Source organism: Allostella sp. (assembly GCF_041913585.1).
GTDB lineage: Bacteria > Pseudomonadota > Alphaproteobacteria > ATCC43930 > Allostellaceae > Allostella.
This window is the reverse complement of sequence record NZ_JAYSFE010000025.1, coordinates 17873-44118: the sequence shown is the minus strand read 5'-3', so window position 1 is coordinate 44118 and position 26246 is coordinate 17873. Positions and strand designations below refer to the sequence as shown.

Genomic DNA, 26246 nt, shown 5'->3' with positions numbered 1-26246 from the left:
GCCGGCGCCCATCTCTCCTTCGAGGAGGGCGAGAAGGGCTCGATCGAGCCGGGCAAGCTGGCCGACCTCGCCATCCTCTCGGACGATCCGCTGGCCTGCGACGAGGACCGGCTGCCGGCGATCGTGGCCGAGCGCACCATCGTCGGCGGCCGGGTCGTGTTCGACCGGGCGACCGACGCCGAACCCTTCCTGCCCGCCCCAGTGCCCGCATCCCGAGGAGCCGGACCATGAATGCCGCCGCCAATCCCGTCCCCGGTGAGGCCATCGTCATCGGTGCCGGCATCGTCGGCGTCTCCTGCGCCCTCTACCTGCAGCGCGACGGCCATCGCGTGACCCTGATCGACCCCAAGGGACCGGGGAACGGCGCCTCGTTCGGCAATGCCGGCAATCTCGGCTGGGCCTCCTGCGTCCCCGCCGCCATGCCGGGGGTGCTGAAGAAGGTGCCGCAGATGCTGTTCGACGCGAACGCGCCCCTGAAGCTGCACTGGGGCCATGTGCCGGCGGCCGCCGGCTGGTTCGCGCGCTTCATCGCCAATGCCCGCCCGTCGCGCATCGAGGCGATCGCCGACGCCCGCCAGGCGCTGCTCGCGCGCCTGCACGACGGCTACCGGCCGCTGCTCGAGGAGGCCGGCGCCGAAGACCTGCTCGACTATTCCGGCCTGCTGATGACCTGGGAGAGCGAGGAGGCGTTCGCCGGCGCCCGCTATGCGCTGGAGTTGCGGCGCCGCCGCGGCGTGCCGATGGACGAACTCGACGGCAACGAGGCGCGCCAGATCGAGCCGGCCCTGACCCCGGCGGTCAAGCGCGCGGTGCATTTCCCCCGGCTTGCCCATGTCGTCAATCCGCTGCGCCTGACCGAGGCGCTGGCCCGCCATTTCGAGCGCCGCGGCGGCCGCATCCTGCGCGAGGCGGCGCGCGGCTTCGAGATGGGTGCGTCCGGCCCGGTCGCGGTGACGACCGACGCCGGCCGGCGCCCGGCCGACCGCTTCGTCGTCGCCGCCGGCGTCTGGTCGAAGCAGCTCGCCCGCCAGCTCGGCACCCGCACGCCGATCGAGGCCGAGCGCGGCTATCACACCGTCTTCGCCGATCCCGGCATCGGGCTCCGCGCCGCCCTGATGTCGGCCGACCGCTACATCGCGGTGACGCAGATGGAGACGGGCATCCGGGCGACCGGGGTCGCGGAGTTCGCCGATCCCGAGCGCCCGGCCGACATGCGCTATGCCGAGATGGTGCAGCGGCGCGCCCAGGGCCTGCTGCCGGGCCTCAAGGACGGCCGGCGCACGCAATGGATGGGCCCGCGCCCGTCGCACCCGGATTCGCTGCCGGTGATCGGCCGCTCGCCGCGCTTCGGCAACGTCGTCTTCGCCTACGGCCACGACCATATCGGCCTGGCACTGGGCGGCATCACCGGCCGGCTGGTCGCCGACATCGTCGCCGGCCGGCCGGCGATCGTCGACCTCACGCCCTACCGGCCGGACCGGTTCTAGGCGACCATGCGCGTGCCGGCCCAGACCACGGCGTAGCGGGCCGCCTTGCCGATGGCGACGAGCAGGACGAACGGCCACCAGCGCACCCCGAGTGCGCCCGCGACCAAGGTCAGCGGGTCGCCGACCACCGGCAGCCAGGCGAAGAGCAGCGACCATTGCCCCCAGCGGGCGAACCATGCCTCGGCGCGGGCGAAGCGCGCGGCGTCGACCGGGAACCAGGGGCGGTGGCGGAAGCGGGCCGCGCCCCGGCCGAGGAGCCAGTTCACGGCCGACCCCAGCACGTTGCCCGCCGTCGCCACCGCGACCAGCAGGGCCGCGGGCGCCGCGTCGGCGGCGATCAGCGCCGCCAGCCCGACCTCCGACGACAGCGGCACCACCGTCGCGGCCAGGAAGGCGCCGAGGAAGAGGCCGCCCAGGCTCAGTTCCATGCCGATCCGTACGACCCCATCCGGAGCTCCCCAATGACCCAGCCTGCCATCCGCGCCCACCGTCCGCTCGTCATGGGGCGCAACGGCGCCGTCGCCAGCAACCACCCGGTCGCCACCCAGGCCGGGCTCGACGTGCTGCGTGCCGGCGGCAACGCGGTCGATGCGGCGCTGGCGACGGCGCTGACGCTGGGCGTCGTCGAGCCGCACATGTCGGGCCTCGGCGGCGACGGCTTCTACCATGTCCTCGACGGCCGCAGCGGCCGCTCGACCGTCTTCAACGGCACCGGCACGGCGGCGGCCGCGGCGACCGCCGAGTTCTATCGCGCGCGCGCCGATGGCATCCCCAACTTCGGCGCCCTCTCGACCTCGGTGCCGGGCAGCGTCGCCGGGCTCGCGGCGATGCACGCGCGGTTCGGCGCGCGGCCCTGGTCCGCCCTCTTCGGCGCCGCGGTCGAGGCGGCCCGCGACGGCTTCGCCGCGACCCACGGCTACCGGCATTTCGCCGGCGAGAACCGCCATCGCCTGCGGCCGGACGCGCGCAGTGCCGCTACCTTCCTCGGCGCCGACGGTGCGCCGCCGGCGCTCGGCGACCTCGTCACGCAGCCCGACCTCGCCCGCACGCTGGAGGCGCTGGCGGCCGGCGGGGCGGCCGCCTTCTATGAGGGCGCGATCGCCCGCCGGATGGCGGCCGGGCTGGCGGCGGCGGGCGGTCTCGTCACCGCGGACGACCTCGCCCGCTGCCGGGCCGAGGAGGCGGCGCCGATCAGCGTCTCCTATCGCGGCTACGAGGTCCGGCAGACGCCGCCCAACTCGACCGGCTTCACCATGCTGCAGATGCTGAAGATCGTCGAGCGCAGCGACCTCGCGGCGCTCGGCTGGGGTTCGGCGGCACTGGTCCACCGGCTGGTCGAGGCGAAGAAGCTGGCCTTCCTCGATCGCGAGCGCCATGGCGCCGATCCGGCGGGCCGCGCCATCCCGCTCGACCGCCTGCTCTCCGACGCCCATGCCGACCGCCTGGCGGCGATGATCGATCCCGAGCGCGCTGCCGACCGGCCGGTGAAGGGCGCGCGCGCGGAGGGCGACACCACCTATTTCTGCGTCGTCGACCGCGACGGCAACGCCGTGTCGGCGATCCAGAGCATCAACTCGGCCTTCGGGTCCGGCGTCACCGCCGGCGACACCGGCATCCTGATGAACAACCGCATGTGCTACTGGCACCTCGATCCGGGCCATGCCAACGAGCTGACGCCGGGCCGGCGCGTCCGGCACACGATGAACGCGCCCTTCGTCCTGAAGGATGGCCGGCTGTGGGCCGTGCTCGGCACCCCCGGCGCCGACAACCAGGTGCAGGTCAATCTCCAGGTCCTGGTCGCCATGATCGATTTCGGCCTCGATCCGCAGCAGGCCGTCGAGGCGCCGCGCTGGTCGAGCAGCCAGGCCGGGCAGGAGGCCAACCACCCCCACGGCGGCGACGGCAGCCTCACCCTCGAATCCCGCTTCCCGGCCGAGACGGTCGAGGGCCTGCGGGCCCTCGGCCACTCGGTCAAGGCGGTCGGCCCCCTCGAAGGCCCGTGCAGCGTCGAAGCGATCCGCGTCCTCGACAACGGCATCCGCATGGCCGCGTCGGACCCCCGCCGCGACGGCTGGGCGGGGGCGTACTGACCCCCGCCGGTGCGTGGCGATGGTGACCGCGCCGGAGGCCGTCACGGCCTGCAAGCACGCGACCCGCGCCTCGCGGTGACCGGGTTCGTCCTCTCGCCCGAACGCCCGAATGCGGCGGATGGGGCCGCCTATGCCGGCGGATGGAACGGCTGCACGATCGCCCGGAACGCCGGCAGCGCCTCCATGCTGGCGGCGTGCGCGGCCAGGCGCGGCAGGCGGGTCATGTCGACGAGGCCGGGATGGGCCTCGGTGACGAAGCGCAGCGCGACCGCGACGGCGATGCCGGCATGGCCGATCGCCGGCCCGGCCCAGGCGCGGCCGTCGGCCTCGAGCGCGGCCAGCGCGTCCGCCACCTGGGTGCGGCAGCGCTCGACCCAGACGGGGGAGGTCTGCGCATGCAGGTGGAGTTCGTAGAAGAGCGCCACCGCCTTCTCGGCGACGCCGGTCGCCAGGGCCGCGGCCTTGAGGGCGTGGCGGCGCGCCGGCTCGTCCTGCGGAAAGAGGGCGCGCTCCGGCCCGGCCAGCCGGTCGAGATGGTCGAGGATGCTGTGGCTCTCGATCAGCACCGCGCCGTCGTCGAGGACGAGCGTCGGCACCCGGAGCAGCGGGTTGTAGGGGCGGATCTTCTCGGCATCGCCGAACACCGACCACGGCCGGTGCTCGAAGGGCATGCCGTAGAGCGTCAGCGCGATGCCGACGCGCCGGACGAAGGGCGAATCATACTGGCCGATCAGGATCATCAGTGCGGCTCCCTCGGAAGGGTGGAGACCTTCCTCCGGAGCTCGCTGCGGTGCAACCGCGGAATCAGCGTCCGATCCCGACCGTCGCCAGCGCTCCCGGCGGCACCGGTGCGGCGGCCGGCGGGCCGGCCGTCGTCGTCGCGCTCCAGCCGCCGCCCAGCACCTTGTAGAGGGTGACGAGGTTGGCGAGGCGCGCGAGGCGGGTCTGGATCAGCTCCTGCTGCGCCTGGTAGAGGGCGCGCTGGTTGACGAGCGTGGCGAGGTAGCTGTCGATGCCGCTGCGGTAGCGCAGGTCGGCGAGGCGGTAGCTCTGCTCGGAGGCGGCGACCAGCGCCTCCTGCGAACGGAGCTGGGTGTCGTAGGTGGCGCGCTCGGCGAGCGCGTCGGCGACCTCCGAAAAGGCGGTCTGGATCGCCTTCTCGTAGTTGGCGACCTGGATGCGCCGACGCACCTCGGCGACGTCGAGGTTCGCCTGGTTGGCGCCGGCGTCGAAGATCGGGACCGAGATCGAGGGCAGGAAGCTCCAGGTCCGCGCGGCGCCGTCGAAGAGGCCGCCGAGGCTGGTGCTGGCGGTGCCGAGGCCGGCGGTCAGGGTGATGCGCGGGAAGAAGGCGGCGCGGGCGGCGCCGATATTGGCGTTGGCGGCCCGGAGGTCGTGCTCGGCGGCGCGGATGTCCGGCCGGCGCGTCAGCAGGTCGGACGGCAGGCCCGCCGGCAGGTCGGCCAACAGCGCCTGGCGGTCGAGATCGCTGCCGTCGCCGATCGCATCCATGAACCCGTCGGGCAGCGGCCGGCCGGTCAGCAGTTCGAGCGCGTTGCGCGCCAGGGCGAGGCGGCGGGCATAGACGGAGATGTTGGTCTCGGCCGTGCGCATCGAGGTCTCGACCTGGCGCAGGTCGAGCTCGGTCGCGACGCCGCGTTCGAAGCTGGCGCGGGTCAGCTCGAAGGATTGGCGCTGGCTCGCCAGGGTCTCGCGGGTGAGGCGCAGGAGCTGGGCGTCGGCGAGCAGCGTCAGGTAGGCGTCGGCGACCTGGGCGACGAGCGCGATCTGCGTCGCCGTCCGCGTCTCGTCGAGCGCGAAGTAGGATTCGAGCGCGGCTGCCTGCAGGCTGCGGACGCGGCCGAAGAGGTCGATCTCCCAGGCCGTCAGGCCGAGCCCGACATCGTAGCTCTGGCTCGTCGTCGCCCGGCCGCGCTGCGACAGGCGCGCCGGCGTCCGCTGCATGGTGGCGCCGCCCGTGGCGTCGATCCGCGGCAGCAGACCGGCCGCTTCGATCTGGTACTGCGCCCGCGCCGTCTCGACATTGAGGGCGGCCACGCGCAGGTCGCGGCTGTGGTCGAGCGCGGTCTGGATCAGCTCCCGGAGGCGCGGGTCCTGGAAGAAGTCGCGCCAGCCGATGTCGGCGGTCGGCCGGCCGGCGGTGGCAGCGGCCGGCTGCGCCCTGCCGCCGGGGCCGGACGGCCAGAGCGAGGCAACCGGCGAGGCCGGACGCTCGTAGGCCGGGGCGAGCGAGCAGCCGGCCAGCGCCGCGGCGAGGGCGGCCGCGGTGGCGAGGGATCGGAACATCGGGGTCAGTCTCCGCTCAGCGCCAGCTCGGGCGTGCCGCCGGACTTCGGGTCGGGCTGGTTGCGATGGATCGCCGGCTTGACGCGGAAGAGCATCATCATCGTCACGAAGAAGAGCGGCACCAGGAAGATCGCGATGAAGGTCGCGGTCAGCATGCCGCCGATGACGCCGATGCCGATCGCGTTCTGGGCGCCCGAGCCGGCCCCGGTCGAGACGGCGAGCGGGGTCACGCCGAGGATGAAGGCGAGCGAGGTCATCAGGATCGGCCGGAGCCGCTGGCCAGCCGCCTGGAGGGCCGCCTCGACCAAGTCGGTGCCGCGATCGAAGGCCTCCTTGGCAAACTCGACGATGAGGATCGCGTTCTTGGCCGAGAGGCCGATGGTGGTGAGCAGCCCGACCTGGAAATAGACGTCGTTGGAGAGCTTCATCAGCACCGCCGCGCCGACGGCCCCGAGGATGCCGAGCGGCACGCCGAGCATGACGGCAAAGGGCACCGACCAGCTTTCGTAAAGCGCGGCCAGGGACAGGAACACGACCAGGATCGAGATCGCGAAGAGGGCCGGCGCCTGGGCGCCCGACGCCTTCTCCTCGAAGGAGAGGCCGGTCCACTCGAAGCCGATGCCGGGCGGCAGCTGGCGCGCCAGTTCCTCCATCACTGCCATCGCCTCGCCGGAGCTGCGGCCGGGTGCGGCGTTGCCCTGGATGTTGAAGGAGGAGACGCCGTTGTAGCGTTCCAGCTTCTGCGGCCCGTAGGTCCATTGCGCCGATCCGAAGGCGGAGAAGGGCACCATCTCGCCGGCGGCGTTGCGCACGTACCACTTGTCGAGGTCCGAGGGCATCATTCGCGCCGGCGCGTCGCCCTGGAGATAGACGCGCTTCACCCGGCCGCGGTCGATGAAGTCGTTGACGTAGGCCGAACCCCAGACGGCCGACATGGTGTCGTTGACGTCGGCGATGGAGAGGCCGAGCGCGCTCGCCCGCTCGCGGTCGACGACGAGCTGGAACTGCGGCGCGTCCTCGACGCCGTTCGGGCGCACCGCCACCAGTTCCGGCCGCCGGGCCGCCATCCCGAGGAGCTGGTTGCGCGCCGCCAGGAGCTGCTCGTAGCCGACGCCGCCGCGGTCCTGGAGCTGGAAGTCGAAGCCGGTGGCGTTGCCGAGCTCCGGCACCGGCGGCGGCGCGATGGCGAAGATCATCGCGTCCTTGACCTGGGACATGCGCGCCATGGTGCGCTGCGCCAGCGCCTGCACCTTCAGATTGGGCGTCGGCCGCTCGCTCCAGTCGCGCAGGCGGGCGAAGACGATGGCGCCGTTCTGGCCGCGGCCGGCGAAGTTGAAGCCGACGATCGAGAAGGTGCCGAGGACGGTCTCCTTCTCCTCGTTGCGCAGATAGTCGACGACCTGGTCGACCACCGCCTGGGTGCGCTCCATGGTGGCGCCGGGCGGCGTCTGGATCTGCACGAACATCTGCCCGATGTCCTCGTTCGGCAGGAACGAGGAGGGGATGCGTCCGTAGAGCACGACGATGCCGCCGATCATCAGCCCGAAGATGAGGAAGAACCGCACGGCGCGCGCGAGGATGTAGCGCACGGTCGCCTGGTAGCCGCGGTTGCCGCGGTCGAAGGCGCGGTTGAACCAGCCGAAGAAGCCGCGCCGCGCCATGTGGTGGCCCTGGGGCACCGGCTTCAGCATGGTCGCGCAGAGGGCCGGCGTCAGCACCATCGCCACCAGCACCGACAGCGCCATCGCCGAGATGATGGTGACCGAGAACTGGCGGTAGATGACGCCGGTCGAGCCGCCGAAGAACGCCATCGGCACGAACACGGCCGACAGCACCATGGCGATGCCGACGAGCGCGCCCTGGATCTGGCCCATCGACTTGCGCGTCGCCTCGCGCGGCGACAGGCCCTCCTCGGACATGACGCGCTCGACGTTCTCCACGACGACGATGGCATCGTCGACGAGCAGCCCGATGGCCAACACGACCGCGAACATGGTCAGCGTGTTGATCGAGTAGCCGAACGCCGCCAGCACCGCGAAAGTGCCGAGCAGGACGACCGGCACCGCGATCGTCGGGATCAGCGTCGCGCGGAAGTTCTGCAGGAACAGCAGCATCACCAGGAAGACGAGCAGGATCGCCTCGGCCAGGGTCTTCACCACCTCCTCGATCGAGAGCTCGATGAAGGGCGTCTGGTCGACGGGGTAGATGACCGAGAGGCCGGTCGGGAAGAAGGGCCGCAGGTCCTCGATCGTCTTCTGGATGTTGCGGACGGTGTCGAGCGCGTTGGCGCCGGTCGCCAGCTTGATGCCGAGGCCGGCCGCCGGCTTGCCGTTGTAGCGGGTGTCGAAGCCGTAGCTCTCGGCGCCGAGCTCGCTGCGCGCGACGTCGCGCAGGCGGACCTGGGAGCCGTCGCCGTTGACCCGCAGCACGATCTGGTCGAACTGCTCGGGCGTCTGCAGGCGGGTCGATCCGATGATGGTGGCGTTCAACTGCTGCCCGCGGGTGGCGGGCGCGCCGCCGAGCTGGCCGGAGGAGACCTGAACGTTCTGGGCGCGCACCGCGTTCAGCACGTCGAGCGCGGTCAGCCCGTAATTGTTCAGCTTGGCCGGGTCGAGCCAGATGCGCATCGCGTACTGCGCGCCGAAGAGCTGGAAGTCGCCGACCCCGGCGGTGCGGCTGATCGGGTCCTGCACCGTCGAGGCGAGGAAGTTCGCGATGTCGAAGTTCGTCAGGCTGCCGTCCTCGGAGACGAAGCCGACGATGAGCAGGAAGTTGCGCGTCGCCTTGGTGACGCGGATGCCCTGCTGTTGCACCTCCTGGGGCAGGAGCGGCGTGGCGAGCTGCAGCTTGTTCTGGACCTGCACCTGGGCGATGTCGGGGTTGGTGCCCTGGGCGAAGGTCAGGACGATCTCGACGCTGCCGTCCGAGCTGCCGGACGAGGCCATGTACTGCAGCCCGTCGATGCCGTTCATGCGCTGCTCGATCACCTGGACCACGGTGTCCTGCACCGTGCGCGCCGAGGCGCCGGGATAGGTCACCGAGATGCTGATCTGCGGGGCAGCGATGTTGGGGTATTGCGCCACCGGCAAGCGCAGGATGGCGAGCGCGCCCGCCAGCATCATGGTGATGGCGATCACCCAGGCGAAGACCGGGCGGTCGATGAAGAAACGGGCCATTGCGGCTCCTCCTGGACGGGCCGAGGGTCGCCGTCAGCGGGCCGCGGCGGCGGGAAGCGCGCCCGGCAGCTTCGCCTCGACGACGCGGACCTCGGCGCCGGGGCGCACCTTCTGCAGGCCCTGGACGACGACGCGGTCGCCGGCGGCGATCCCGCCGGTCACCAGCCACTTGTCGCCGACCACGCGGTCGACGGTCAGCACGCGCAGCTCGATCTTGTTGCCGGGACCGACCACGAGTGCGGTCGGCTGGCCGCGCTGGTCGCGCGTCACGCCCTGCTGCGGCACCAGCAGCGCATCCGGCACCGCGCCCGCCTGGATGCGGGCATGGACGAACATGCCCGGCAGCAGCAGGCCCTGGGGGTTGGGGAACTCGGCGCGCAGCGTCACCGAGCCGGTGCCCTGGTTCACCGTGACCTCGGAGAAGAGCAGCTTGCCTTCCTCGGGATAGAGCGAGCCGTCCTCGAGCACGAGGCGGGTCCGCGCCTTGCCCGCCTCGTCGACCCGGAGGTCGCCGGCCTCGATCCGCCGCCGCAGCCGCAGCAGCTCCGCCGTCGACTGGGTGACGTCGACATAGACGGGATCGAGCTGCTGCACGGTCGCCAGCGCTGCCGCTTGGTTGGCGGTGACGAGGGCACCCTCGGTGACCGCCGAGCGGCCGACGCGGCCGGTGATCGGGGAGAGGACGCGGGTGTACTCGAGCTGGATGCGGGCGGTCTCGATCTGCGCCTTGGCCGCGGCGACGTCGGCCGCCGCCTGCTGCGCCGAGGCGACGGCGTTGTCGTAGTCCTGGCGGCTGACGGCCTTGGCTTCGGCGAGCGGCTTGTAGCGGTTGGCGAGGAGGCGCGCGGCGTTGAGCTGGGCGCTGGCCCGCGCGAGCGCCGCCTGGGCGCTCTGGTGGGCGGCTTCGTAGCTCGCCGGATCGATCTGGTAGAGCTGCTGTCCCGCCGCGACGAGTCCGCCTTCCTGGAAGAGGCGCTTCAGCACGATGCCGCTGACCTGCGGCCGGACCTCGGCGACGCGGAAGGCGGCGGTGCGGCCCGGGAGCTCGGTCACGAGCTCGACCGTCTCGGGTGCCAGCGTCACCACGCCGACTTCGGGTGGGGGCGCCGCGGCGCGGGCGGGCTGCTGAGTCTGCGCCTGATCGCAGGCGGCCAGCAGCATCAGGGCGGCGGCCAGCATGGGAAGGGAGCGGAGCGTCATGGTCGGTCATCCGGTTTGCCGGGAAGCCCGGGACTGCCCGGTCCGCTTCCGTTGAAATTCAGTCCCGATCGCAAGATCAGGTAACGAATGTGAGAATTGGTTATGCGCAGTTGCTTCGTCTACCGCAGCGCACGCTCGATCCAGCGGACATGGGCGCGGGCCCGCCGGACAGATTCCTCGGGGCTCCGCTCGGTCAGGAGCAGGGGGTGCAGGAAGACCATGACCGAGTCCATTACGAAGTCCGCTGCCGCCAACGGGTCGTCGACCCGGAAGTCCCCGGCCCGCGTGCCGGCCTCGATCAGCGCGGCGAAGATCTCGCGGAGTTCGCTCTTCCAGCGCCGGATGCAGGCCCATTTCTGCTCGTTGGCGAGCAGGATGAGCTCGTGAATAAATGCTGCGTTTTCAAATCGTTGTCGGTGGCTGTGCAGAACGGCGAGGACGACGTTCTCGATCCGGGCGATGGCCCGGTCGCGCCCGCCGGCGGCGGCCAGCACGTCGGCGCGGATCTGTTCGATGTCGCGCTCGACGGCGGCTTCGACGACCGCGTTCTTCGATTCGAAGAACTTGTAGATGTACGCCGGCGACACGTCGAGCGCCTGGGCGATGGCGGCGATCGTCGTCTTGGCGTAGCCCTGGGCCCGAAAGAGTTCGTCGGCCTTGGCGATGATGCGGGACCGGACGTGGTCGCCGGTGCGCGCGCCGGGTCGAATCATTGTGCGGTGCATGGTGACGAAATAGCTATTTCGTCACCATGCATCCGTCAAGTGCCGTCGGTCGTTCCGCCTGCGACGGCGGGCCGCGCTACAGGGCCTGGACGGCCTTCAGCACCTCTTCGACATGCCCCGGCACCTTGACCTTGCGCCAGATGCCGCGGATGACGCCCTTGCCGTCGATCAGGAAGGTCGAACGCTCGATGCCCATGTACTTGCGCCCGTACATGCTCTTCTCGACCCAGGCGCCGTAGCGCTCGGTGACGTCGGTCTCCGCGTCGGAGGCCAGGACGAACGGAAGTTGGTACTTGGCCTTGAAGCGGTCGTGGCTGGCGACGCTGTCCTTGGAGACGCCGACGATGGCGGCGTCGATGCGGGCGAAGTCCGGCATCGCGTCGCGGAAGCCGCAGGCCTCCTTGGTGCAGCCCGAGGTGTCGTCCTTGGGATAGAAGTAGAGGACGACCGGCTTGCCCTTGAGGGCGGCGAGGCTGACCTTGCCGCCGCCGTCGGTGGGCATGGTGAAGGCCGGGGCGGGCTTGCCGATTTCGAGGCTCATGGGACCTGCTCCGCTGGGGTGGGAAGGGCGAGGCGGGCGGCGGGCTCCTCGACGAGCCGCTGGAAATGGCCATGGGCCACCGCCGCCAGTCGGGACATGTTCGTTTCGAGCTCCGCGAAGTCAACGGCGCCGGCCGAGCGGGCGAGCGCCGCGCAGTGGCTGGGGGCCGCCCCCGCCATGTCGGTCGCCTCGCCGAGCGTCAGGCGCTGGAAGCTCTGCACCCGCCGCCACAGCCGCATCGCCCGGTCGAGGTCGGCGGCGGCTGCGGCATCGAGGCAGCCCGCCGCCGCCAGCCGCGCCAGCGCGTCGGTGGTGTTGGCGCTCAGCACCTCCGGATGGAGGTGGGCGTGGCGAAGCTGGAGGTACTGCGCGACGAACTCGCAGTCGACGAGGCCGCCGCGGCGCTGCTTCACGTCCCAGGCGTCGGTCGGCCGCTTCTCCTTCAGCATCCGGGCGCGCATCTGGGCGACGTCCGAGAGCAGCCGGTCGGGGTCGCGCGGCTGCACCAGTATCTCGCGCACGACGGCCATCGTCCGGCGGGCCAGCGCCGGGTCGCCGGCGATCGGGCGCGCCCGCGTCAGCGCCATGTGCTCCCAGGTCCAGGCCTCGGTGCGGTGGTAGTGGGCGAACCCTTCGAGGGCGGCGGCGATCGGCCCCTTGTTGCCGGACGGGCGCAGCCGCATGTCGACGTCGTAGAGCTTGCCCTCGCCGGTCGGCGCAGTGACGGCGTTGACGAGGCGCGCGTTGAGCCGGATGTAGAAGGTCGAGATCGGCAGCGGCTTCGCCCCGTCCGAGGCCTCGGCGTCGGGCGGCGTCTCGTAGAGGGTGACGAGGTCGAGGTCGGACCCGACGGTCATCTCGCGGCCGCCGAGCTTGCCGAGCGCCAGCACCACCATGCCGCCGCCGGCGATACGGCCGTGGAGCTGGGCGAACTCCGTCTCGACCAAGGGCAGCAGGGCCGCCACCGCCGTCTCGGCGACGTCGGAGAAGCCGGCGCCGGCCCGGTCGCCGTCGGTCGCATGACGCAGGAGCTGGACGCCGAGCCGGAACTGCTGGTCGTGGGTCCAGCGGCGCACGAGGTCGAGGGCGTCGCCGAAGTCGCGCGCCTCGGTCAGCGTCCGGGCGAGGTCGCCGGCCAGCGCCTCGGCCGCCGGCAGCGGGCTCATGAAGTCGCCGGCCAGCACCGCGTCGAGCCGCACCGGGTGGCGGTTCAGGTGCTCGGCCAGACGCGGCGCGCCGCCCATGACCTGGGCCACGAAGTCGAGCAGCCAGGGGTTGGCCTGGAACAGCGAGAAGATCTGCACCCCGGCCGGCAGCGCCGCCAGGAAGGCGTCGAAGCGCATGAAGGCGGCGTCCGGCTCGCCTGCCTTGGCCAAGGCCGCGAGCAGGCGCGGCTTGAGCTCGGTCAGGAGCTCGCGTGCGCGCTGGCTGCGCAGCGAGCGGTAGCGGCCGCGATGCCAGTTGCTGACGACCGGCCACAGGCTCGCCGGGTCGCGGAAGCCCATGCCGCGCAGCGTCTCCAGCGTGTCGGGATCGGGCTCCGGCCCGGTGAAGACGAGGCTGCCCGGGCCCGCCGCCAGCGACGGCGCGCTTTCGAAAAGGGCGGCGTAGTGGGCCTCGACCCGGCCGAGATGGCCCAGCAGGTCCGCCTCGAACGCGGCCCGGTCCGGGTAGCCGAGGAAGCGCACGAACGACTCCATCTCGCGGTCGTCGGGCGGCAGGGTGTGGGTCTGGCGGTCGGCCACCATCTGCAGCCGGTGCTCGACGCCGCGCAGGAAGACGTAGGCCGCCTGCAGTTCGCGGTTCGTCTCGGCCTTGAGCCGGCCCGAACGTTCCAGGGCGTCGAGCGCGTCGAGGGTACGCGGCGAGCGCACCGACGGGTCGCGGCCGCCCCAGATGAGCTGCTGGGTCTGGGCGAAGAACTCGATCTCCCGGATGCCGCCGCGCCCCAGCTTCAGATTGTGCCCGGCGACCGCGATCGTGGCGCCGCCGCGATGGGCGTTGATCTGGCGCTTGATCGAATGGATGTCCTGGACGGCCGCGAAGTCGAGGTGCCGCCGCCACACGAAGGGGACGAGGAAGCGCAGGAACTGGGTTCCGGCGGCAATGTCGCCGGCGATCGGGCGGGCCTTCACCATCGCCGCCCGCTCCCAGTTCTGCCCCATGCTCTCGTAGTACGCCTCCGCCGCCCGCACCGAGACCGCCATCGGCGTCGACGACGGATCGGGGCGCAGCCGGAGGTCCGTGCGCGCGACATAGCCCTCGGGCGTGCGCTCCTCCAGCAGCCGGACGAGCTTGCGAGTGATCCGGACGAAGCAGCGCGTCGCGTCCTCGCGGCCGACATAGCGCGTCCTGGCTTCGTCGAAGAGCACGATGAGATCGATGTCGCTCGAATAGTTGAGCTCGCGGGCACCGAGCTTGCCCATGCCGAGGACGATGTAGCCGGAATCGCGGTCGGGATCGTCGGCATGGGCCAGTTCGAGGTGGCCGGCCGCCGCCGCCTCGCGCAGCAGGTGGCGCACGGCCAGCGTCACCGCGGTCTCGGCGAAGCCGGCGAGCGCCGCCGTCACCTGGTCGAGGGGCCAGAGCCCGACAATGTCGCCGACCGCGACCGCGAGCGCCGTCCGGCGGCGACCGATGCGCAGGCCGCGGCGCAGGGCGTCCTCGTCGGCGCAGCGATCGAGCGCGGCGATCTCCGCCTGCGCGAGATCGAGTGCGGCCATCGGTCCCTCTTCCAGAAGCCGGCGAGCGAACACCATCTCTGCCAGGAGGCACTCGCCGAGGAAGGGGCTGCCGCCGAAAAGCGCCGCTAGCAGGGCGTTGCCCGTGCTATCCTCGACGGCTCGGCGCGCAAATTCGAGCAGCGCGGGATCGCCGCCGTCGGCAGCGCGTTCGATCCAGTGCTCCAGACCGATCGCGGCCTGTTCGGGGCTGCCGGGGCGGGGCAGTCGGGTCGGGTCGGCGAGGCTGGCGTGCAACGGCATCTTCGGGCCTGTCGGGGACCGGGGAGGGCTTGGCGGACACTGCCCACCCCCGCGGACCCGGGTCAAGCGGGGCCGTCGCGGCCGTGCAGGGCGCCAGCGAGGCGGGAAGGTGGTTCGGGTTGGTTCGCCGTTCGGCACGCATTCTCCTGGAAATCCTGGGCGCCTTGGTGGCGGGGGCGACGATCGCCGTCGCACTCGTGGCGTGGCGCCTGTCCGCCGGGCCGATCTCGCTCGAATTCCTGACGCCGTACCTCGAAGAGGCCCTGTCGGAGCCCGACGGCCGCAGGATCGAGATCGGCCAGACGGTCGTCGTCTGGCGCGGCTGGGAGGCCAATCCGGAACTCCGGGCCGAGACGGTGGTGGCGCGCGCCCCGGACGGCCGCATCGTCGCGACCGTGCCCGCGCTCGCCATCGCGATGAGCCTGGAGAGCCTGCTGCGCGGGGTGCTGGCGCCGGCCCGGGTCGAACTGGTCGAGCCCAGGGTCCATCTGGTGCGGGAGGCGGACGGGCGCATCCGCACCGATATCGGCGGTCCCGACGATCGCCCCGGCGATCCGACGGTCGTCGAGACCGTGCTCGGCGAACTGATGGCGCCGCTGCACCGGCGGGGGCCGCTCGGCCAGCTCCGCCGCCTCGCCGTCCGCGACGCCACCATCATCGTCGACGACCGCCGGCTCGGCCGGGTGTGGACCCTGCCCGACGGCGACCTCGTCTTCCGGCGCGGCGACCGCGGCCTCGACGGCACGCTGTCCATCGACCTCGACCTCGGTCCGCGCCGGCAGCGGCTCGACGGCACCTTCGTCCATCGCGGCGACAGTGGCACGACGCGGATGGAACTGCGCGCCGACGTGCCGGACCCGCCGTCGCTGGCCGGCCTCCTGCCGGAACTGGCCCCGCTGCAAGGGGCGGTGCTGCCGCTCCACGTCGGCGCGGCGCTCGATCTGCGCTCGCTGGGCACGCTCGATCGCCTCACCCTCGATCTGCGGGGCGGAGCGGGCCGGCTCGTCCACGACGTGCTGCCCGGCGGCACGCTCGAGGTGTCGGCGGCCACCGCCCGCCTCGACTGGGACGCGACCGCGGGTCGGGTCGAGCTGGAGGATCTGTTCCTCGACCTCGGCGGCCCCACGATCGCCGTCACGGCGCGCGCAGCGGGCATCGGCCCCGACATCGTCGCCGACCTCCGCAACGGGCGGGCGGCCGTCCGGGTCGCGGCCGAGGCGGCGATCGTCGACGTGCCGACGCCGACCCTGTGGCGGCTATGGCCGGCGACCATCGTTCCCAACGGGCGCCGCTGGGTTTCCACCAACATCGCCGACGGGCGCGTGCGCGACGCGCAGATCAAGGTCGAGGCGGTTCTGCCGGGCGGCGGCGGCGAGCCGCGCGTCGAGAAGCTGGACGGCGTCTTCTCCTACGAGGGGCTGACCGTCACCTATCTGAACGGTCTGCCCCCGGTGCGGCAGGCCCACGGCACCGCCCGGTTCGACGACCAGCAGATGGTCCTCGACGTCGCCGGCGGCGTCCTCGGGCGGCAGACCCGGGTCGACCGTTCGACGGTGCGCATCGTCGACTTCCAGAAGCGCGACCAGCAGATCCTGATCGAGTCCGGCACCTCGGGGCCGGCGCGCGAGGCGCTGGAGGTCATCGACCGGCCGCGCCTCGGCTTCCTCGCCCGGTTCGGGCTGCGCCCGGCGGACGTTTCGGGCGATTCCACGGTCCGCATGTCCTTTGCCTTCCCGGCCATCGACTCGCTGCGCATGGACGATGTGCGCCTCAAGATCGCGGCGACGGTGGCCCGCGGCGCGATGCCGGTCGGCGTCCAGGACTGGCGCCTGACGGATGCCGAACTCGCCTTCGATGTCGACAAGGACCGGCTGGAGGCGCGGGGAACGGGCCGCCTGCAGGGCGTGCCGGTGACGCTGAGCGGGCGCGAGGTCTTCGCCGCGACCGCGCCCGTGCCCAGCGAATACATGGTCCGGGGCCGCATCGACGAGGCCGCGCGCCGGCGCCTCGGCTACGACTACGCGCCGTGGGTGCGCGGGCCGGCGGACGTCGACCTGACCTACCGGAGCCTGCGCGAACGGCGCAGCGAACTCTCGCTCCGGGCCGACCTGACCCCCGCGATCCTGGAACTGGCGCCCGTCGGCTGGTCCAAGCCGGCCGGTCAGCGCGCGACGGCGGAACTGGCCGTCGACTTCCAGGGCGACCAGGTCCGCCGGGTCCGCGGTCTCAAGGTGGCGGCGCCCGGCCTCGCCTTCGACGGCGCCGCCGAGTTCGGCGCGGGCGGCTGGGTGCTCGACATCGCCGCCGCCAGCCTCGGGGAGACGCGGCTCGCCGGCCGGGTGCGGCCGCAGGGCAACGGCTATGCGGCGAGCCTCCGCGGTCCGCTGCTCGATCTCGGCCATCTTCTCGATGCGGGTGCCCTCGATGGCGACGGCGCCGGCGGCGGCGATCCGGCCGGGCAGGAGATCCATCTCGACGCCCGGTTCGACCGGGTGCTGCTCGGCCAGGGGCGGGAACTGACCGGCGTCGCGGCCGAGATCGACCGCGACCGGCAGGGCCGGCGCCGGGTCCGCCTCGACGGCCGCTTCGCCCGTGGGGGTGCGGTGCGGGTGGCGATCGATCCGGGCGCCGACGGGCGCGAGCGCCTGGTGGCGACGGCCGACGATTTCGGCGCCGTCATGGCGACTTTCGCCGGCCGCGACACGCTGCGCGACGGCAGGCTCCGGATCGAGGGCACGTTCGGCGCCGGCGCCCAGCGCGACGTGCTGTCCGGCACCGTCCAGGCATCCGACTACCGGCTGGTGCGCGCGCCGGCGGTGACGAAGGTCCTGAGCGTCCTGTCGCTGACCTCGATGGCGAGCCTGCTGCAGGGCGACGGGCTGCCGTTCGCCGACTTGCGGTTCGATTTCGTCTGGTCGAAGGGACGGCTGGAGATGCGTCAGGGGCGCGCCTATGGCGGCGCGATCGGCGGCACCTTCGAGGGCGCGCTCGACTTCGGCTCGGAGACGCTCGACCTCGCCGGCACGCTGGTCCCGGCCTACACGCTGAACAATCTCCTCGGCAACATCCCGGTGCTCGGCACCCTGCTCGCCGGCGGCCGCGACGAAGGGGTCTTCGCCGCCAACTACCGCATGGCGGGGCCGCTCGACGACCCGGGCGTCTCGGTCAACCCCTTGAGCGCGCTGGCGCCCGGCATCCTGCGCAAGATCGTGCCGTTCCTCGGTGCCGGGGACCCGCGCAACGGCGCCGCCGCCGCGCCCGACTTCCGCCAGGACGGCGGCGCCCGGCCGCTGCCCTGACGGGGCCGGTCAGGCGGCGTCGCGGCGATTGCCGACCCGGGCCGCCAGCGACGCCTCGAGGAAGGCGTCGATGTCGCCGTCCAGCACCGCATCGACGTTGCTGGTCTCCACCCCGGTCCGCAGGTCCTTCACCATCTGGTAGGGCTGGAGGACGTAGGAGCGGATCTGGTGGCCCCAGCCGATGTCGGTCTTGAGGGCGTTCTCGGCGTTGGCCTGTTCCTCGCGCTTCTGCAGTTCGGCCTCGTAGAGGCGGGCCCGCAGCATGTCCATGGCCATGGCGCGGTTGCGGTGCTGCGACCGGTCGACCTGGCAGGCGACGATGATGCCGCTCGGGACGTGGGTGATGCGGATGGCGCTTTCCGTCTTGTTGACGTGCTGGCCGCCCGCACCCGAGGCCCGGTAGGTGTCGATCTTCAGGTCCTTGTCGTCGATCTGGATGTCGATCCGGTCGTCGACCACCGGATAGACCCAGGCCGAGGCGAAGCTCGTGTGCCGGCGGGCGGCGCTGTCGAAGGGCGAGATCCGCACCAGCCGATGCACGCCGCTCTCCGTCTTGAGCCAGCCATAGGCGTTGGGACCCTCGATGCGGACGGTGGCCGACTTGATGCCCGCCTGCTCGCCGCCGCTCTCCTCCATCCACTCGACCTTGTAGCCGTGCTGCTCGGCCCAGCGGACATACATGCGCAGCAGCATTTCGGCCCAGTCCTGGGACTCGGTGCCGCCGGCGCCGGCATGGACCTCGAGATAGGCGTCGGACCGGTCGGCCTCGCCGCTCAGCAGCGTCGCCAGTTCGGCCTTGGCGGCCCGCTGGCGCAGCTGGGCCAGCGCGGCCTCGCCTTCCGCGACCGTCTCCTGGTCCGCTTCCGCCTCGCCGAGCTCGATCAGCGTCACCGCATCGTCGAGGCCGTGCTCGATCTCGCGGCACTCGCCGACCGCCGCGGTGAGCTGGGTGCGCTCGCGCATCAGCGCCTGGGCGCGCCCGGAATCGTTCCAGAGATCGGGGTTTTCGACCAGGGAATCGAGCTCGGCCATCCGCCGGAGAGCCTGATCCCAGTCAAAGATGCCTCCTCAGCAGGTCGAGCGATCCACGGATCGCCTCGACGTCTGCTTGCACTTCGGCGCGCATGCGCAGGTTTCCTCGTTCGGTGCCGGCCAGGCCGGCGGGGTCCGATGCCGGCCGGGCCGGCGGTTGGCGCCTATATACCGGCGGTGCCGGGTCGCTGCCCAGCCCCGATGGGGCCGGTGGTCAGTAGATCCCGGTTGGCGCCGATACCGGCGCGATCGGGCGCGGTGCCGGCGGGGCGGAGGGGTCGGAGGCGACGGACGGCGTCGACGCTCCGGGGAATCCCGGCAGGGGGGAGGGGTCGTCGGCCGTCGGCTCGGTGCCCGGCTTGAACGCCTCCATGATGCTGTTGCCGTCGCCGGGGCCGGCGAGCGCCCCCGTCGCGCGGTCGACGCGCACCAGCCGCAGGCCGGGCGGCATGCGGAACGGCACCACCGGCGTGCCCTTCAGCGCCTGCTCCATGAAGGCCTGGAAGATCGGCGCGGCGGCGGTGCCGCCCTGCTCGCCCGGACCCAGCGTCCGCGGCCGGTCGAAGCCGACATAGGTCGCGACGACGAGGTCGGGGGAGAAGCCGACGAACCAGGCGTCCAGCGCGTCGTTGGTGGTGCCGGTCTTGCCGGCGATCGGCCGCCGCAGTGCGGCGAGGCGCCCGGCGGTGCCGCGCAGCACCACTCCCTCCAGCATCGACAGCATCTGGTAGGCGGTCTGCGGATCGATCACCTGGCTACGCTGGTCGGGCAGGGTCGGCGGCGGCTGCCCGTTCCACGCGGCGGCCCGGCAGTCGCCGCACTCGCGGCTGTCGTGGCGGAAGATCGTCCGCCCCTCCCGATCCTGCACCCGGTCGATGATGGAGGGGGTGATCTTCCGCCCGCCATTGACGATCATCGCGTAGGCGGTCGCCATCCGCAGCAGCGTCGTCTCGCCGGCGCCGAGCGCCATCGCCAGCGCCGGCTTCATCTCGTCGAACACCCCGAAGCGCTGGGCGACGTCGACCACCTTGTCCATGCCGATCTGCTCGGCCAGCCGCACCGTCATCAGGTTGCGCGAGCGCTCGATGCCGACGCGCAGCGGCACCGGCCCGAGGAAGCGGCCGTCGGCATTGCCGGGCCGCCAGCGCTCCTGGCCGGGCCCGGGATCGAAGATGAAGGGGCTGTCCTGGATGACGTAGTTGGGCGGGATGCCCGCCTCCAGCGCCGCCATGTAGACGAAGGGCTTGAAGGCGGAGCCGGGCTGGCGCTGCGCCTGGGTGGCACGGTTGAACTGCGAGCCCTCGAAGCTGAAGCCGCCGACCATCGCCAGGACGCGGCCGGTGTGCGGGTCGAGCGCGATCAGGCCACCCGAGACGTTGGGCAGCTGCCGCAGCGCGAAGCGATCCGATTCGACCGGTTGCGGCGGCGGAGCGGGGCGGCCGCGCTGCGGCCGGGCGGGCGCCTGCGGGGCCGCCGTCTTCTCGACCGCCACGACGTCGCCGACGGCCAGCACGTCCGGAACGCCGCGGATCGGCGGGCCGAGCCGCTGGTCGTCCCTGGAGGCGCGGGCCCAGCGCAGGTCGTCCACCGGGATGCGGCCGCGCGTGCCGTCGGCAAGGCCGATGCGCGCCTCGCCGGGCGTGACGGCGAGCACGACCGCCAGCGACCAGGGCGCCAGCCCCGGCGGCGGAGGGACGGCGGCGAGGCGCTGCCGCCAGGCGTCGCCGCGGCCCTCGCCCTCGACCTCGATGCGCGTGATGGCGCCGCGCCAGCCGTGCCGGCGGTCATAGGCGACGAGGCCGTCGCGGAAGGCCTGCTCGGCATATCCCTGCAGCACCGGATCGAGGGTCGCGCGAACGCTGAGGCCGCCGCGATAGACCGCCTTTTCCCCGAACTGCTTCATCAGTTCCCGGCGCACCTCCTCGGCGAAGACGTCGGCCCGGACCGCCTCCGCCTCGGTGCGGGTGCGCAGTTCGATCGGGCTGGCGATGGCGGCGGCGGCCTCCTCGCCCGTAATGACACCGTCCTCGGCCATGCGCTCGACGACATAGTCGCGCCGGGCCTTGGCGGCCTCGGGCCGCCGCACCGGATGGTAGTTGTTGGGCGCCTTGGGCAGGCCGGCGAGGAACGCCGCCTCGGCGACCGTGAGTTCGTTGAGCGGCTTGTTGAAGTAGTTGAGCGCGGCCGCGGCAACGCCATAGGAATTGAAGCCGAGATAGATCTCGTTGAGGTAGAGCTCGAGGATGCGGTCCTTCGAGAAGGCCTGCTCGATGCGGTAGGCGAGGACGGCCTCCTTCACCTTGCGCTCGATCGACACCTCGTTGCTGAGCAGGAAGTTCTTCGCCACCTGCTGGGTGATCGTCGACGCGCCGGCCGGACGCCGGTTGCTGCCGAGCGCCATCGCGTTCTGGATGGTGGCGCGCAGGATGCCCTGCAGGTCGATGCCGGGATGGGTGTAGAAGTTCTTGTCCTCGGCCGAGAGGAAGGCGCGGATCACCCGCTTGGGGATCGCCGAGATCGGCACGAAGACCCGATTCTCGACCGCGAACTCGGCCAGCAGGCGGCCGTCGCCGGCCTGGACGCGCGTCACCATCGGCGGATCGTAGGAGGCAAGCTGCTGATAGTCCGGCAGGTCGCGCGTGAAATGCGCGAACACCGCGTAGCCCGCACCGGCGGCCACCACGCCGAGGGCGAGAACGAGGAACAGCAGGATGCGGGCGATCCGTAACATGGTCGGTCGTCGGCTCGTCGGTTGAACAGGAAGATTGGTTGAAGATTGGTTCAAGAGTATGCGGCGACAATGCGGCGTGCCGCACGGCGGTTCCGGCCCGGGCGAGCTCTATACCCCCGCCGAATGATCGGTTGTGAATCAATCGGCGCGGCTGTATCTTAATGTGGCGAAAAAGTCGCAGTCCGCCGATTGCCTGGGTTCCGACCCGGCTAGGCGTCCCCGTGACGGCGTTCCTCTCCCGGCCCTGGCCGGCGGCGACCGCAACGGGGACCGAGGATCGCTGCGATGACCGTCCGAAACCCAGAAGCCGCCGACCGAAGAGTCCGGCCGGCCTGCCAGAAAGGGAGCCCCGCCATGACCTGCATCCGCACGTCGTCGGGCGTCGTGGCCCCCGGCAGATTCAGCTTCGACAATCTCGGCGCCCCGGGGTCCGTCATTCGCGCGGACCAGCGGGAGCGCTGCGCGGAGTCCACGCCGTATGGCCAAGCGCATGCTCATCGATGCCACCCATCCCGAAGAAACACGGGTGGTCATCCTCTCTGGTAGCCGTCTGGAAGAGTTCGATTTCGAGACGTCCACCAAGAAACAGGTCAAGGGGAACATCTATCTCGCGAAGGTCACCCGGGTAGAGCCGTCGCTGCAGGCTGCCTTCGTCGAGTACGGCGGCAACCGGCACGGCTTCCTCGCCTTCAGCGAGATCCATCCCGACTATTACCGGATCCCGGTCGCCGACCGCGAGGCGCTGCTCGCCGAGCAGGCCGCCGAGGACGACGAGGACGACGAGTTCGAAGCCGAGCCGCGGCGGCGCCAGCGCCGGCCGCGGCGCGGCGAGCGCCGTGACGAGGGCGCCGCACCGCGTGCCGCGGGCGCCGGCGAGCCGCCGGCGGCCGAACCGGCGGACGATGCCGGTTGGGATCACCGTCCGGCCGACGAGCGCGACGAAGCGATGTCCGCCGAGGCGGCGGAGAGTGCCCGCGGTGCGGGCGACGACGCGCCCGCCGGAGACGGCGCGCCGACCGAGGACGAGGCGTCGTCGGTCGAGGGCGGCACGCGGCCGCCGCCGGCGATGGCCACGGCGGAGGGTCTGCACGTTCCCGCCCTGCGCTCGCCGCCGGCCGGCGAAGCGGGCGCCGACACGCCCCCGGCGGCGACGCCGGACGGCGACGCGGCATCCGAGGCCGCCGAGCCGAGCGAAGCCGTTCCGGCCTGGGATGCCGTGCCGGCGGCGGGCGAGCCCCGGGACGTCGAGGCGGAGCCGGCATACGACGCCGGCACGTCCTACGGCCGGGCGGACGACGACCGGACGGAGCCGACGGATGCGGCCGCCTATGCCGCGGACGAGGATTCCGGCGCCGAAAGCGGCGACGAGCAGGGCGAGCCGGCGCCGATGCCGACCGCCGAGGAGGAGGCCGAGCGCTCGGAGGCGGCTGCGGCCATCGAGACGCTGGGCGGCGACGAGCTCGAGGACGTGCGCCGCCGCCGGCAGCGGAGCACCCGCCAGTACAAGATCCAGGAGGTCGTGAAGCGCCGGCAGATCCTGCTGGTGCAGGTGACGAAGGAGGAGCGCGGCAACAAGGGCGCGGCGCTGACCACCTTCCTGTCGCTCGCCGGCCGCTACTGCGTGCTGATGCCCAATGCCGGCCGCTCGGGCGGCGGCGTCTCGCGCAAGATCGTCAATCCCGTCGACCGTCGCCGCCTGAAGTCCCTGATCGAGGAGATGCAGCTTCCGGACGGCATGTCGGTCATCGTCCGCACGGCCGGCAGCGAGCGCAGCCGGGCCGAGATCAAGCGCGATCTCGAGTATCTGCTGCGGCTCTGGGACGAGATCCGCGAACTGACCATGCAGTCGACCGCGCCGGCGCTGGTCTACGAGGAAGGCAAGCTCATCAAGCGCGCCATCCGCGATCTCTATTCGCGCGACATCGAGGAGATCCTGGTCGAGGGCGAGGACGCCTATCGCGAGGCCAAGGACTTCATGCGGATGCTGATGCCGAGCCACGCCAAGCGCGTGCAGCCCTATCGCGATCCCGGCATTCCGCTCTTCAACCGCTTCCAGATCGACCAGCAGATCGACGCCATCCACAGCCCGGTCGTGCAGCTCAAGTCGGGCGGCTACATCGTCATCAACCCGACCGAGGCGCTGGTCGCGATCGACGTCAACTCCGGCCGTTCGACCCGCGAGCGCAACATCGAGGAGACGGCGTACCGCACCAACCTCGAGGCGGCGGACGAGATCGCCCGTCAGCTCCGCCTGCGCGACCTCGCCGGCCTCATCGTCATCGACTTCATCGACATGGAGGAGGGGCGCAACCAGCATGCCGTCGAGCGGCGGCTGAAGGAGGCGATGAAGGCCGATCGCGCCCGCATCCAGATCGGCCGGATCAGCCCGTTCGGCCTGCTGGAGCTGTCGCGCCAGCGCCTGCGCCCCAGCATCTTCGAAACCTCGACCCAGCCCTGCCCGCACTGCGGCGGCACCGGCCATATCCGCTCGACCGAATCGACGGCGCTGCACGTGCTCCGCGCCATCGAGGAGGAAGGGCTGCGCCGGCGCAGCGCCGAAATCCGGGTCACGGTGCCGACGCCGGTCGCGCTCTACATCCTGAACCAGAAGCGCGCCGCGCTGTCGGACATCGAGCGCCGCTACGCCTTCGAGGTCTTCATCGACCGCGACGACGCGCTGATCCCGCCGGACTACCGGCTGGAGCGGCTGCGGGTGCGCGCGGCGAGCGAGGCGCCGCCCCTGCCGGCGCCGCCGCCGATCGTGCCCGAGGAGGACGATCTCGACGAGGTCGAGGACGAGGCGCTGGAGGAGGAGGCCGAGGTCGAGGCGGCCGAGGCGGCCGCCGGCGAACCGGCCGGCGAACGGGATGCCGAGTCGGCGGACGAGGAGGGTGGCCGCCGCCGCCGCCGCCGCCGTCGCCGTCGCGACGAGCGCACGCCGGGCGAGGCGCCGCCGCCGGCCGCCGACGAGGACGCGACGGTCCCCGCAGCGGCCCAGGCCGAGGGCGAGCCTGCGCCGGCTGCCGAGGAGGGCGAGGACGAGGAGGACGGCGCCGAGGATACGGCCGAGGCCGCCGGCGACGACGAGGACCAGCAGGCGCGCCGGCGCCGGCGCCGCGGCCGCCGCGGCGGCCGTCGGCGGACCCGGCGCGAGGACGAGGGGCAGGTCGATGCCGCTCCGGACGTCGAGGGCGAGGCGGTCGAGCCGCCGGCACCGGCACCGGTCCGGCCACCCGTCGTGCTGCCGTCCAATCCCCGCGATGCGGTGGAGGCGCTGTTCGAGGCGATGGAGGCCCGCGCCGAGGAGGCTCTCCGCCGCCCGGCGGCCCCGGAGGAGCCGGCGGTGCCGCCGCCGTCCGCGCCCGAGTCCAGGCCCGAGGCCGTGCCCGCGGCGGACGCCGTCGTGGCGCCCGAGCGCGAGCCGGCACCGGAAGCGGCGGAGACGATCGCGGCAGCCGAACCGCAGCCCGTCGAACCGAAGCCCGTCGAACCGCAACCCGTCGAGTCCAGGGCGGCCGAACCGGCCACCGCCGAACCCCCGGCGATCGCCCTGCCGCTGGTGCCGCCCCACGAGGCGCCGGCAGCGGAGGCCCAACCCCGGCCGGTCGAGGCGATTCCGCCCGCCGCGGAACCGGCGCCGCCGGCCACCGAGGCCGCGCCCGCCGAGCCGCCGCGCCCGCCGCGCAAGGGCTGGTGGCAGCGCCTCGTCGAAACGCGCTGAGGCGCGATGCCGAAACGCGCTGAGGCGCGATGATGGACCCGCCCGCCGGGGAACCGGCGGGCGGTCAACCCCCGTCTAGACGCGCTTGACCAGCGTCAGGCGGTTGCGGTCGCCGTCGCGGCGGTAGGACTGCCGATCGGTCATCTTCCGCATCATCTCGACCCCGAGGCCGCCGATGTCGCGCTCCATCAGGGGCGCGTCGACGTCGGGCGGGGCGACCGCCAGCGGGTCGAAGGGCGGACCGTCGTCGACGATCTCGACCGTCACCGCGTCGCCGCGGCGTTCCAGGGAGACGCTGCCGGCGCGCCCACCGGCGGCGTAGCCGTGGCGGATGACGTTGCTCGCCGCCTCCTCGATCACCAGCGCGAGATGGAAGGCGGCGCCGTCTGGCACCCCTTCGTCGGCGCAGAAGGTCTCGACGAACTCGGCGATCGGCTGGAGGTCCTGGAGGGAGCGGCCGATCTGGATCGTGCGTGCGGGCATTCGTGCCTCATCTTCCGGAAGCGCCGGGAGCACCGGCGCATCCGCTTCCGCGGGCCGTCCACTGCCGGTATAGTGGTGCGGCACGCTTCTAGGGGGTTGCGGGGCGGAAGGCCGCCGCGACAGGGGGATCATTGCCAATGAACCTGCAGCAGGAAAGCCAAAACGGCGTCGTCATCGTCACGCCGAACGGCCGACTCGACATCAGCTCGGCCAAGCTGGTCGAGGATTCGCTGATCGGGATCATCGACCGGGGGCACACCCGGCTGGTGCTCGATCTGTCACAGCTCGACTATATCAGCAGTGCCGGACTCCGGACGCTCCTCGTCGTCGCCAAGCGTGTCGAGGGCGCGAAGGGCAAGATCGCGCTCGCCGCACTCAAGCCGAACGTGCGCGAGGTGCTGGAAGTCGGCGGCTTCGATCGGATCTTCGCGATTCATCCGGACCGTGCGGCGGCCCAGGCGGCCGTCTGA

Annotated in this window: 17 protein-coding genes; 6 read left to right on the top strand and 11 right to left on the bottom strand. The window is 72.2% G+C overall.

Features of this window, described 5'->3' with window-relative positions:
* The coding region (locus ACE3Q3_RS07145) for an amidohydrolase family protein (protein ID WP_374443966.1) at nucleotides 1-231 on the top strand (231 nt) is incomplete at its 5' end.
* The gene (locus ACE3Q3_RS07140; RefSeq protein WP_374443964.1) at nucleotides 228-1487 is read left to right on the top strand and encodes an NAD(P)/FAD-dependent oxidoreductase; all 1260 of its coding nucleotides are present in this window, start codon (nucleotides 228-230) and stop codon (nucleotides 1485-1487) included. The genes ACE3Q3_RS07145 and ACE3Q3_RS07140, both read left to right, overlap by 4 nt.
* Here ACE3Q3_RS07140 and ACE3Q3_RS07135 read toward each other — a convergent pair.
* Nucleotides 1484-1915: a YqaA family protein gene (locus ACE3Q3_RS07135; RefSeq protein ID WP_374443962.1), complete on the bottom strand. Its 432-nt coding sequence runs from the start codon at nucleotides 1913-1915 to the stop codon at nucleotides 1484-1486. The two genes, ACE3Q3_RS07140 and ACE3Q3_RS07135, sit on opposite strands and share 4 nt — an antisense overlap.
* A 33-nt stretch (nucleotides 1916-1948) precedes the next feature.
* Here ACE3Q3_RS07135 and ggt point away from each other — a divergent pair, with 33 nt between their 5' ends.
* The gene (gene ggt / locus ACE3Q3_RS07130; protein WP_374443960.1) at nucleotides 1949-3577 is read left to right on the top strand and encodes a gamma-glutamyltransferase; all 1629 of its coding nucleotides are present in this window, start codon (nucleotides 1949-1951) and stop codon (nucleotides 3575-3577) included.
* Nucleotides 3578-3705: 128 nt separating this feature from the next.
* Here ggt and ACE3Q3_RS07125 read toward each other — a convergent pair whose 3' ends face one another.
* The 7 genes from ACE3Q3_RS07125 to ACE3Q3_RS07095 form a co-directional block, all read right to left on the bottom strand.
* A complete protein-coding gene (locus ACE3Q3_RS07125) occupies nucleotides 3706-4317 on the bottom strand; it encodes a glutathione S-transferase family protein (RefSeq protein ID WP_374443958.1) in 612 nt (203 codons plus the stop codon).
* Between the two features lie 64 nt (nucleotides 4318-4381).
* A complete protein-coding gene (locus ACE3Q3_RS07120; protein ID WP_374443956.1) occupies nucleotides 4382-5884 on the bottom strand; it encodes an efflux transporter outer membrane subunit in 1503 nt (500 codons plus the stop codon).
* A gap of 5 nt (nucleotides 5885-5889) precedes the next feature.
* Nucleotides 5890-9060, bottom strand: coding sequence for an efflux RND transporter permease subunit (locus ACE3Q3_RS07115; RefSeq protein WP_374443954.1), 3171 nt, complete (start codon nucleotides 9058-9060; stop codon nucleotides 5890-5892).
* A gap of 33 nt (nucleotides 9061-9093) precedes the next feature.
* Nucleotides 9094-10260: an efflux RND transporter periplasmic adaptor subunit gene (locus ACE3Q3_RS07110; RefSeq protein ID WP_374443952.1), complete on the bottom strand. Its 1167-nt coding sequence runs from the start codon at nucleotides 10258-10260 to the stop codon at nucleotides 9094-9096.
* Between the two features lie 119 nt (nucleotides 10261-10379).
* Entirely contained in the window at nucleotides 10380-10973 is a 594-nt protein-coding gene (locus ACE3Q3_RS07105; protein WP_374443951.1) for a TetR/AcrR family transcriptional regulator, read from the bottom strand.
* 88 nt (nucleotides 10974-11061) lie between these two features.
* Nucleotides 11062-11526: a peroxiredoxin gene (locus tag ACE3Q3_RS07100; RefSeq protein WP_374443949.1), complete on the bottom strand. Its 465-nt coding sequence runs from the start codon at nucleotides 11524-11526 to the stop codon at nucleotides 11062-11064.
* Nucleotides 11523-14510 (bottom strand): bifunctional [glutamine synthetase] adenylyltransferase/[glutamine synthetase]-adenylyl-L-tyrosine phosphorylase, encoded by a 2988-nt coding sequence (locus ACE3Q3_RS07095; protein ID WP_374443947.1) that lies wholly within the window; start codon nucleotides 14508-14510, stop codon nucleotides 11523-11525. Before ACE3Q3_RS07095 ends, ACE3Q3_RS07100 begins: the two co-directional genes overlap by 4 nt.
* 119 nt (nucleotides 14511-14629) lie before the next feature.
* Here ACE3Q3_RS07095 and ACE3Q3_RS07090 point away from each other — a divergent pair, with 119 nt between their 5' ends.
* The gene (locus ACE3Q3_RS07090; protein ID WP_374443945.1) at nucleotides 14630-17809 is read left to right on the top strand and encodes a DUF3971 domain-containing protein; all 3180 of its coding nucleotides are present in this window, start codon (nucleotides 14630-14632) and stop codon (nucleotides 17807-17809) included.
* A gap of 9 nt (nucleotides 17810-17818) precedes the next feature.
* Here ACE3Q3_RS07090 and prfB read toward each other — a convergent pair.
* Both prfB and ACE3Q3_RS07080 read right to left on the bottom strand, forming a co-directional pair.
* Nucleotides 17819-18935, bottom strand: a protein-coding gene (gene prfB, locus ACE3Q3_RS07085; RefSeq protein ID WP_374443942.1) for a peptide chain release factor 2 whose coding sequence is annotated in 2 segments (ribosomal slippage) — nucleotides 17819-18865 and nucleotides 18867-18935 — 1116 coding nt in all. Because the reading frame shifts where the segments join, the coding sequence is not laid out codon by codon here.
* Nucleotides 18936-19055: 120 nt separating this feature from the next.
* Entirely contained in the window at nucleotides 19056-21572 is a 2517-nt protein-coding gene (locus tag ACE3Q3_RS07080; protein WP_374443940.1) for a penicillin-binding protein 1A, read from the bottom strand.
* Between the two features lie 478 nt (nucleotides 21573-22050).
* On the opposite strand from ACE3Q3_RS07080, the gene ACE3Q3_RS07075 reads away from it, so the two are divergent.
* Nucleotides 22051-25293 carry an Rne/Rng family ribonuclease gene (locus ACE3Q3_RS07075; RefSeq protein WP_374443938.1) on the top strand — a complete coding sequence of 1081 codons (3243 nt, stop codon included), beginning with the start codon at nucleotides 22051-22053 and terminating at the stop codon, nucleotides 25291-25293.
* Nucleotides 25294-25368: 75 nt separating this feature from the next.
* On the opposite strand, the gene ACE3Q3_RS07070 is transcribed toward ACE3Q3_RS07075, so the two are convergent.
* The gene (locus ACE3Q3_RS07070) at nucleotides 25369-25776 is read right to left on the bottom strand and encodes an ATP-binding protein (RefSeq protein ID WP_374443936.1); all 408 of its coding nucleotides are present in this window, start codon (nucleotides 25774-25776) and stop codon (nucleotides 25369-25371) included.
* Nucleotides 25777-25913: 137 nt separating this feature from the next.
* On the opposite strand from ACE3Q3_RS07070, the gene ACE3Q3_RS07065 reads away from it, so the two are divergent.
* Entirely contained in the window at nucleotides 25914-26246 is a 333-nt protein-coding gene (locus ACE3Q3_RS07065; protein ID WP_374443934.1) for an STAS domain-containing protein, read from the top strand.